This window comes from Oceanospirillum beijerinckii DSM 7166, assembly GCF_000422425.1.
Lineage (GTDB): Bacteria > Pseudomonadota > Gammaproteobacteria > Pseudomonadales > Halomonadaceae > Oceanospirillum > Oceanospirillum beijerinckii.
In genome coordinates this window covers 123788-133386 of the sequence record NZ_AULT01000015.1, presented here as the reverse complement: position 1 = coordinate 133386, position 9599 = coordinate 123788, and the positions used below count along the sequence as shown (strand labels likewise).

9 protein-coding genes are annotated in these 9599 nt (G+C 42.4%); 5 read left to right on the top strand and 4 right to left on the bottom strand.

All coding sequences use genetic code 11. From position 1 onward, the window contains the following. Positions 1-57 precede the first annotated feature (57 nt). Positions 58-1857, bottom strand: coding sequence for an ABC transporter transmembrane domain-containing protein (locus H579_RS0106790; protein ID WP_028300058.1), 1800 nt, complete (start codon positions 1855-1857; stop codon positions 58-60). A 269-nt stretch (positions 1858-2126) separates the two neighbouring features. Here H579_RS0106790 and H579_RS0106785 point away from each other — a divergent pair, with 269 nt between their 5' ends. Together H579_RS0106785 and H579_RS29845 are read left to right on the top strand one after the other, a co-directional pair. Then, on the top strand, positions 2127-2447 hold the full coding sequence (locus tag H579_RS0106785; protein ID WP_028300057.1) for a DUF4156 domain-containing protein: 321 nt from the start codon (positions 2127-2129) through the stop codon (positions 2445-2447). Between the two features lie 422 nt (positions 2448-2869). Then, positions 2870-4870 (top strand): methyl-accepting chemotaxis protein, encoded by a 2001-nt coding sequence (locus H579_RS29845; RefSeq protein WP_028300056.1) that lies wholly within the window; start codon positions 2870-2872, stop codon positions 4868-4870. A gap of 308 nt (positions 4871-5178) precedes the next feature. Here the strand turns inward: H579_RS29845 and H579_RS0106775 are convergent, their stop codons facing one another. From H579_RS0106775 to H579_RS0106765, 3 genes are all read right to left on the bottom strand, one after another. Next, a complete protein-coding gene (locus tag H579_RS0106775) occupies positions 5179-5742 on the bottom strand; it encodes a hypothetical protein (RefSeq protein WP_028300055.1) in 564 nt (187 codons plus the stop codon). A 161-nt stretch (positions 5743-5903) separates the two neighbouring features. Continuing rightward, positions 5904-6470, bottom strand: coding sequence for an AidA/PixA family protein (locus H579_RS0106770; RefSeq protein ID WP_028300054.1), 567 nt, complete (start codon positions 6468-6470; stop codon positions 5904-5906). 461 nt (positions 6471-6931) lie between these two features. After that, entirely contained in the window at positions 6932-7156 is a 225-nt protein-coding gene (locus tag H579_RS0106765; RefSeq protein WP_028300053.1) for an IS66 family transposase, read from the bottom strand. Positions 7157-8149: 993 nt separating this feature from the next. Here H579_RS0106765 and H579_RS24585 point away from each other — a divergent pair. Genes H579_RS24585 through H579_RS0106740 form a run of 3 tightly spaced genes read left to right on the top strand, consistent with a single transcriptional unit; the run spans position 8150 to position 9571 of the window. Then, positions 8150-8635: a hypothetical protein gene (locus H579_RS24585; RefSeq protein WP_051227384.1), complete on the top strand. Its 486-nt coding sequence runs from the start codon at positions 8150-8152 to the stop codon at positions 8633-8635. A gap of 4 nt (positions 8636-8639) precedes the next feature. After that, complete coding sequence (locus tag H579_RS24580; protein ID WP_157834566.1) at positions 8640-9278, top strand: hypothetical protein; 639 nt, start codon at positions 8640-8642, stop codon at positions 9276-9278. Next, positions 9269-9571: a nucleotidyltransferase domain-containing protein gene (locus H579_RS0106740; protein WP_028300050.1), complete on the top strand. Its 303-nt coding sequence runs from the start codon at positions 9269-9271 to the stop codon at positions 9569-9571. Before H579_RS24580 ends, H579_RS0106740 begins: the two co-directional genes overlap by 10 nt. Positions 9572-9599 lie beyond the last annotated feature (28 nt).

Here is a 9599-nt window from a genome sequence, read left to right as displayed (position 1 = left end):
CCGGAGCCAGTGTCGGATGGCGCTTCGCTTATCCAACCTACTCTGATATCAAGAAGCTTATCTGGTTTGGTATGACTCTATTGTTGCCAGAGATCCGGTTTGAAACTGTAGCTCAGCCAGCCGTTTATACAGAGGGGAGCTTTGTAGTAGCTCCTGATGTGTGCCTATAGCAACCAGCTGGCCCTTATCAAATACCGCAATACGATCCACATGAGCGACAGTGGCAAGACGATGAGCAATAATCAACGTAGTACGGTTTTCCATCAATTTATCTAATGCCTGCTGAACCAGGTGTTCACTTTGAGCATCCAGTGCACCGGTGGCTTCATCTAACAATAAAATCTCAGGATCACGCAGTATTGCCCGAGCGATAGCCAAGCGTTGCTTTTGGCCGCCGGAGAGCTTAACACCCTGTTCACCAAGGAAAGACTGATAGCCTTCAGGCAGTTGTTGGATAAACTCGTCTGCGTAAGCGGCTTGTGCAGCAGCTAATACTTCTGCTTCTGTTGCATCGGGTTTACCGTATCTCAGGTTATCCCATACGTTGGCACTGAATAGCACAGGCTGCTGTGGCACTAAGGCAAAACGTTCCCTCAGCTTTTGCAGGTCCCATTGAGTGAGTGGTCGTCCATGCAGCGAAATATTGCCCTGTTGAGGGTCTCTAAAGCGCAGAAGTAGATCAAACAGTGTCGACTTACCCGCTCCTGAAGGCCCTACCAGAGCGATACTTTCTCCTGGATTAATCTCCAGATTCAAACCTGAGATGGCTTGTTGATCAGGTCGAGAGGGGTAGTGATAGCTTACTCCCTCAAAATGAATACTCTCTGCGTTAAGGGCTGCTGGTATCTCTGTGCTTATTTGTGCTCCTGCTGATGCTTGTGTTTCTATTGTCGTTTGCGGTGAAGTAATTTCTGCCTCGGTGGCTAATAACTCACGAATACGCTCCGCCGCACCGGAAGCCCGCTGTACCTCGCCATAAACCTCGGTTACGGCAGCCAGAGAACCGGCTACCATAACGGCATAAAAGACAAACGCGGCCAGATCCCCACCGGAAAGCTTACCGGATATCACGTCACTGCCGCCGACATAGATCATACCGGCCACAGAACCCATCACCAGTGTCATGACCAGTGCAATTAACCAGGCTCTGTGGCGTATACGTTTCAGTGCGATCTGGAATGCCCCTTCTGCTTCCTGAGAAAATTGCTGATTAACCAGATCCTCTCGGGTGAAAGCTTGTACCACTTTAATATGCTGTAGACTTTCACTGGCCCAGGCCCCAACACTGGCCACCTTATCCTGGCTGTCACGGGATAGTTTTTTTACCTTGCGACCAAAATAGATGGCTGGAAACACAATTAAGGGCACGGCAATCAGTACAATCAGGCTCAGTTTCAGATTGCTAAGGAACATTAAAACGATGCCGCCAACAAAGGTCAGTGTATTTCTCAGGGCAAACGAGAACGATGAACCGATAACGGTTTGTAGCAATGTCGTATCCGTGGTGACCCGGCTTTGAATCTCTCCTGCCAGGTTGTCCTCAAAAAAGCTGGGGGGCAGGCTGATCAGGTGGCTATAGAGTTTCTGTCTGATATCTGCAACAACACGTTCTCCCAGCCAGGACACCATGTAAAAACGAAAATAAGCACCAACAGAAACAAGTACCACCAAGATGGCAAACAAACTCAATGCATCCGCTAATCCCTGTTCAGACTGAGCAGCAAAACCCTGGTCAATCATCAGGCGTACACCTTGTCCTAACGATAGTGTAAGCCCTGCTGTCGCGACTAACGCAATAACTGCAATCATCAGGCGAACTTTATAGGGTTTCACAAATTGCCATAACCAGCGGAACATAAGAGATTACCTGAGTCTTGCTATTGGGTTGACTAGGCTAGTGTTAATGAACTCTGTCAGCAAGGCAATTAACTAATCGTATTTAACGGTCGAACAGTCGAATAGAAGATCGTCATAAGCTATTTTTTTAAATAGAGACTTTGACCTTAAGCAGAGAGCTGGTACGGTGTTTTCAACTAGAAAATACTGATCACCAGAAGCCCTTGAATCTATCGTTCGAGCAGACGTTTTCAGAGGCATCCATTTGTTTTAGATAAAGGAGTACTGTGATGAAGAGACGTGTATTGCCAATAGCCGTGTTGTCGCTGGTTTTAGGCGGTTGTGCATTTGTAAAACCAGAATCAGGCAGTGAGCAGGTTCAGATCTTAACTCAGCAACAGGCAACAGCATGCAAGAAACTGGGCTATGCTAATGTTTACACAAAGCATGAAGTACTAGGGCTTAAACGCAATGATGAATCGGTAAGGGAAGAGCTGAACACCTTAGCGAAAAACCAAGCAGCCAGCATGAAAGGTGATGGTATTGTTATCACCAATGATGCAGCAATGACAGCGGGTAAAATCGCTTTCGATATTTATCGTTGCCAGTAATCTTTGTCTATACATGCTTAGTGTAAACGATAGGTGTTAAGAGCCTGCTTATGGCTGGAGCTTTTATCAGGTGTTCTATTCTTATTTAAAAGCTTTTATAACATTGGTGTTAAGCACCCGAATATAAATATTCCGATATTTACCGGCCGAAGCGGCCGGAAAACACAGGCTTTATGTAGGAAAGCACTGTATGCCTGCTTACTCTCTGCTACAGGTGTGTTTACCTTCAAAGGGGAGTAAATAGGTAAAGGTGACTAATACCAAAATATGCTGTATAAAAAGGCAGTTTAGAATTGGTTCCAAAGTATTAGATAAATGCTACTATTGAAGGAATATGATTCAACCGAAAAGCACTTTTAATAATCCAATATAGCGTCATTTAATGACAGCATTGTGATGATCCGTGTTAATTGGAGTCGCCTGTGCTCTGGAAAAAACAAACTGCAACAAAGTCTCACACCAGTGAAAGACCTGTTAAGGTGAAAAGCTTTCGCCAAAGCGAGATTAACAGCGCCGAGTGTCAGGCCCTTAATTTTCAGGATAACAAAGCGGCCTTAGTGGTAGCCTTTATCTCGCCTAATCTGCCCTTCCAACAAACGGCTCAGAGTATTAAACAGGCCGTTCCATTTGCGGAACAGTTTGTCGCCATTATGACGGCAGGTGAGCTTAGCTCTTGCCATAACTCCTTTTATCATAGTGCTGAAGGTGCATGGGACAATATTGTACTGCAAAGCTATAGCCACACCCTCTTTGAGGCGGTGGAGTTGCGTTCTATCCCCCTGCATTGTGAAGATATCAAGCGTGGCCAGATACAGCTGTCAGAGCAGGAAAGAATCAAGCGTATTGAACAGGAGATCCACAAGGTCAACCTGCCTTTTGAGATCAACTCTAAAGATACTCTGGCGCTCACCTTTTTTGATGGTTTAACGGCAAGTGAGAACTTCTTCATGCAGGCGCTGTATGCCAGTGATCGTCTGCCTTGCTATTTTGTGGGTGGTTCTGCGGGCGGTAAGCTGGATTTCCAACAAGCATCAGTCTTTGATGGTAACCGGGTGACAGATAATCAAGCCCTGGTCATCTTCTGCAAGCTAAAAAGCGATATTCGTTATGGCATCTTCAAAAGTCATAACTTCCAGAAAACAGGTGTCAGTTTTACCGTTATTGAATCAGATGCGCACACCCGTTGTGTGCATTCTGTGATGCAATCCGGCCAGAATCGAGCGGTGTCTCTGGTGCAGGCGTTATGTGAGCACTTTAAGTGCCAAGCAGGAGATCTGGACAATAAACTGGTAGGGCATTCGTTTGGTGTAGAGATCGGTGGCGAGTTATTTGTACGCTCTATTGCAGGCATCGATCAGGCCAGTGAGGCGGTGGCTTTCTTCTGTGATCTGCACTTTGGCGATAACTTACACCTGGTCAAAGCCAGCCCCTTTGCAGCCCATACTGAACAGGAATACAAACGCTACGCTGGTGGCAAGCCCACTCCTGTAGCCATGCTGGCAAATGACTGCGTGTTGCGAAGGCTAAATAATGCCAACGAGTTAAATCAAGTAAGCACCTTCCAACAAATACCTGCAGCGGGCTTTTCCACCTTTGGTGAGCTTTTGGGCGTGCATATGAATCAGACTTTGACTGCCGTATTCTTCTACCAGTTGAAGGAGGGAGAGCGCTTTAGTGACGACTATGCCGATAACTTCCCGCAGAACTACAGCCACTTCCGTATGTACTTTATGGAGTCGCGTTTAAACAGCTTGCGTCAGATTAATCAGCTACAGGCGAAGCTGATTGACCATATGGCAGAGTACAAACCCTTAGTACACTCCATTATGGGCGGGTTTGATTCACTGCAAAGCTATACAGAAACCTCCCGTGATGTACTGTCAGATGTACAAAAACGCTTCAGCCATTTCAGCCGTATTATCGATGATCAGGAACAGGATCGTATACAGTTACGCAGTGACGTGGATGTACTACAGCAGAATGCCGAAGAAGTACAATCGGTACTCAACGTAATCTCAAGCATCGCCGACCAGACCAGCTTACTGGCGTTGAATGCAGCCATTGAAGCGGCCAGAGCCGGTGATGCTGGTCGAGGTTTCGCAGTGGTTGCTGATGAAGTGCGTAATCTGTCGCAAAACACTCAAAAGAGTGTCGATGAAACCGGTAAAACCATTAATAACGTCTCCGGCTCTATTATGAGCATTAAAGGCACCATTGACCGCACCAGCCAGTTTATCGAAGAGATTGCTGAGGGCTCTTCCGATTTGAGTGATGAAATGAATGCAATGATGACCTCATCGACTCAAACCGGAGAAAAGGTTTCTGCCAATATTGAAAGCATGAATGAACTGGCCAAACGCTTGGATAGAATTGATGATGAAGTGGAAGCCATTCATAAACTAAAGAAATTGAGCGAGTATTAACCCCACAGCTGGTTTGCAAGGATGCAAATCCCCCCGATTCATTACCCTTCTGTACTTGGGCCACGCTGCTGATTAGCTTTGATCCCTTACCCGATGACTCTGCATAAAGTTTAAGTTATACCATTCCCGGTAAGTTTCTTGAGATCAGAGTAGGTTGGATAAGCGAAGCGCCATCCGACACAGACTCCGATACCGGATAATTGCCGGAAGGCGCCTTGCGGCTTTTCCGACCTTCAACAGCTTATCTGGTTTGGTATTAGTAACGCTTTTTGATCATTTTATAATACAGGATCAGACGCTTGGTATCGCTATAGTGAAGGCGTTATCAAGAGAGAAGAGTCCAGCTGTATATAATCGAATATTTCTGGCTTTATTATGTCATTCGTATTAACCAAGGCGATATTGATATGATAGGAGACTTTTTCTATAAACTTATCTGTGATGACCTGAGTAAAGGGGATCGAAGTATTGACATTATCCAAGGAAATAAAGCTGGCGTCAGGATTCTCAGGGCTATTAAAATAGTGCTCAATCGATGGGAATATAAGGTCTTTGTGTAATATCGTTATGTCAGATAAATTGTTTTTCCAATGCTTACCCGCTATCAGCCCATACATACAAACATTGGTTTTATTTGAATGGATAGGGTTGACCTCACTGATAAGCCATTGAATAGTATCGCCTGGACTTACAACTAAATTAAAATCGCCAATATTGCCAGAAATAATTTGATCGTCTGGGCTATTGCTTGCTGCTGTCATATTAATGTTTTCTTGCCATTCTCTATCGTTTCTGAATGGCTTTTCCCAAGAGCTTTTTCTGTTGAAGTAAATAGTATTAATTTGAATGTTTACTGTCCATAATTTACTCATGGGTTTTTCCTTTATTGGGCGGGTAATTTAACTTGAAAGAGAAGGTTTCCTGCTTCACGTAAACACTGATAAAAGAAATCTTCTGACTGTTTTGAAACCAGTGTTTCTATTCAGTATTAAGATGATAGATAGCGGCCCGCTGATAGCAGGCCTGATGATTCCTACAGTCTGATTTTGATTGTTGGGTCGACTTTGAGGTACTTCAGTATTTTTGGTGAATTAATATCACTGATATCAAGCAGTAAAAGTCTCATATAATAAGTGATATCAGAGTTCTGAGCACCAGCCCTTACAGTCGTCTCCGGTATAGAAATATCTGAAGTTGATGCCTTCAGGAAGGTGCCACCAGGTTGTTCCGGTGCATTAAAGCCATTTAAGATAGAGGAGAATGCAGCTTCAGTGACCACTGTATTTGGTGGTGTAAGGTTAGCGTCCCAATTACTACCCTGAGAGAAACCGTACATACATACGCTTCTGTGATTGTTGTATACAGGGTTCACTTCGCTGACTACCCAGCGGATCTTATCATCTTTACCAACAGTCAGCTGGAAGCTATCACCATCACCGACAGTAATGGCATCATCGGGATTGTCACTAACCGCAGTCATTCTGACATTGTTTCTCCAGTATATGCTTGCACCTACAGGATTACTCCATGAGCCGGTGCCAGAAATACCATTTAAAAACAAAGTGTTTACTTGAACATTAATCGTCCATACCTTAGCCATCTTTTTTCCTTATATATTTAATATTGTTTGTATTTATACATGTTTTGCTATGTGGCGGGATTTATTATTTTGTTTTTATTGCTGTGTTTGTATTACATGGTATTACATTGAGGTGTATTTGGTTGTCTAGCGACAAGATGTGGTTTTTTTGTGTCGGAGGATATTGTTTGAGGAATTTATCTTTTATAGAGTTGGTCAGGCAAGTGTTTTAATTGTTTGGTGGTTGTGTAACTGTATGATAAGTATCATCTTAATATGTAGGGTGTTTTTAGTGGAGGAAGAGGGGATTAAAGTGCAGCGACAAAATGCTGTGAGATGATTTTGTAAATATTTGCTGTTTAATTATTTTAATTGCGACAATTTGCAATGTGATAGAGGTGAGGGGGATTACAGTATTGATTACATACTAAACCGTGGTAATTGATGGTTTCGCCCCACCTTTACTTTTTAGTAGGACGATTTCAAGGCAGTAGACTTTCTATCTGACCAACACTATCGGCTGCCAATAGCTCGGCCATGACCTCAATCATATATTTCCATGGCTTCAGACCGCTTGTTTTCTCTATCTCTATCAGACTGTACAAGTTAGCACCAGCATGTGCGCCCGCCAGGTTTGTACTGAACAACCCGTTTTCCCGACCGATCACGAACGGCCTGATCGCATTTTCTGCCAGATTACTGCCCATGTACCCGCATCGCAGTAACGCACAAGCTTGTCCCACGGGTTACACGGTAGATGAGGGGCTGACTCAGAGCGGTTTTCGGCGGGGTTTGAGGCAATCACCAATCACGCAGTTCATTGAACAACTATCTTGAAAACTACCGAGGATGAACTCTTGTCTGTCCTTGTGCTTTTGATCCGGTGATAACTCTTTGATCTCGTTGAATGAGCCTACTTCTAATAGTTATATGAGTGAGGAATACGGGGTATCCATGGAATAGCGGATAGAAATCAATAGGTAAAAATTGAGAGTGTATGTATTTGCGCGACTAATAAAGTCGCATTTGTTTGCTATTATATTGTTTTTATAGCAAATAAAATAAATGCTATTCAGCTCTCTGGCGTGGTAAAGATTTAGCAGCCCTTCAAGTATTTTACTCCAGCCTATTCTCCTCTTCCATAATCGGTTATCGACAAAAACATCATAGCAATCAATGCGATCTGTGCGGTATAGTTCCATTCTATGTTTAACGGGAGTGCCAGAGTTGAGATCTGTTATATCAATGATACGGCGCAGGTCAGGTAGTTCCGAAAAAGAATGATCCTCAGTATTTGGGTCAAGTTTCTGTTCTTGTATTATGCGCTGCTTGGCTCGGTACTCTACATTATTTTGATACTTTTTTGTTCGCCGATACATGGTTATCTTCCTTGATTACCTTATAAGGTAGACCAACCTTGCAAGTTTGTGAAGCTTGCACGGGCGGATGAATAAAATGTTATGTGGCAATCAAACATTTCAATTAAACATCAAGAAAAGGAAACGTTGTGGAAGTAGTAAATTCCATCATAAAGTGGATGATCGACAACAAAGAGTGGGTTTTTAGTGGAGCCGGAATATTTATTCTGACAATAATCTCAACAATTGTATTTCGTAACAATCAACCATCCCAATCTCAGAGGTCAGGTAAGAGATCTAAAAATTACATGGCTGGTCGTGATATGAAAATTGGGAAAAGTGATGATTAAAAATCAGAAACAAACATCTGGTGATCACTCAGTCAATTATATGGCCGGTGGTGACATTGTCATAAACGGCCTAACTAGAGAGGAATTACTTTCTCTCCTTGAAGAGCACTCTAAAAGAGAAGCAATACCTCAAGAAGAGCTTCTTTCGACAAGAGAAGATGTAAAGGAAGTCATAGCTCCATTGTTCGAGGAAAATAGTCATATTTTTCACACGTATGGCCCAATGACAGAGGAAAGATTCAATCCTGAAAGTGAAATGCCAGAGCAGTGGCTCAGAAAAATACAAGATTTCATTTTGCCCAACAATAGAAAAATTGTAGAAACAATAGAAAGAAACAAAAAATTATTATTGGATTTTGAAAATGATATATTCACAAAATTCAAGCAGCACGTAGATGATTTTGAGGCAAAGCACACTGGCAAAACCAAAGCAAATGGAACAACTTTCCCAGAAGATATTTTGCTAATTTTGGAGTAATAAATTGAGTTTGATAGACTGGTGCATTGATAAAATTTCCGGACATGGAAAAGTTGAATCAATCTCGAAGATAGATAGCACAACGTTAGAACTGACACATCAGAACACTAATACTTATGCAGTTTCAGTTTTTTCATGTGAAAGAATGAATCTAAAGTCAATTTCTGATATCGACATACAGAAAGTAGACTTCATTTTAAATATCAAGAAAGATGCATATATTAGTGGAAAACTGATGCAACTAATGGAATCGGCTGATTTTTCTATCGGAGGCTTAGGAGATTTATATAGTGCGTTAGGAAGTGGAAACCTATCAAATTATATCTCAAAAGAGATGCAGTTTGTTATTCGCGGATTATCTCAACATAATAAAGTTAAACGTATTTATCGCCTCGATAATCGTAGGTTTGAAATCGAGAGAAAGCTGTTACCAGATGTCACCATCTTGGTTTTAAATGACTATGACCTTACAGCAGAATCTGTAAGGTCTGGAATCGATAAATATGGTGACTTTGATAGTATTCTTACATCTAATCCTAACTGTCGCAGGTCAAGTAATGCGGAGAAAGCAGCAGAGAACAGTGGAAGAAAAATCATGTCTTGGGGTGAGCTTATGGGCAACTTGAATAAAAAATGGAACTAGAAAACATTGCTGGAATCATATTCACCGCAAAGGCTACATTGGATCGAAAAGGGGTAAACGCTGACTTCTATATTTTTGGTTCCATCTTAACCAAAGGTGCTCTTTATAGTGATGTCGATATTTTAGTTATTTACCATAAAGATGACGATGTGCAGATAATTCGTTACATTCTGAATGATTTATTTTATAAAATCCCAGTTGATCTCTGCTTTATGACTAGACAGGAAGAGAGAGAACTAAAATTTATAATGCGAACAAATGCAATAAACATAGATCGTGCAGTTGCCACATAACAAGCAAATCCAGGTGACACCTACGGTG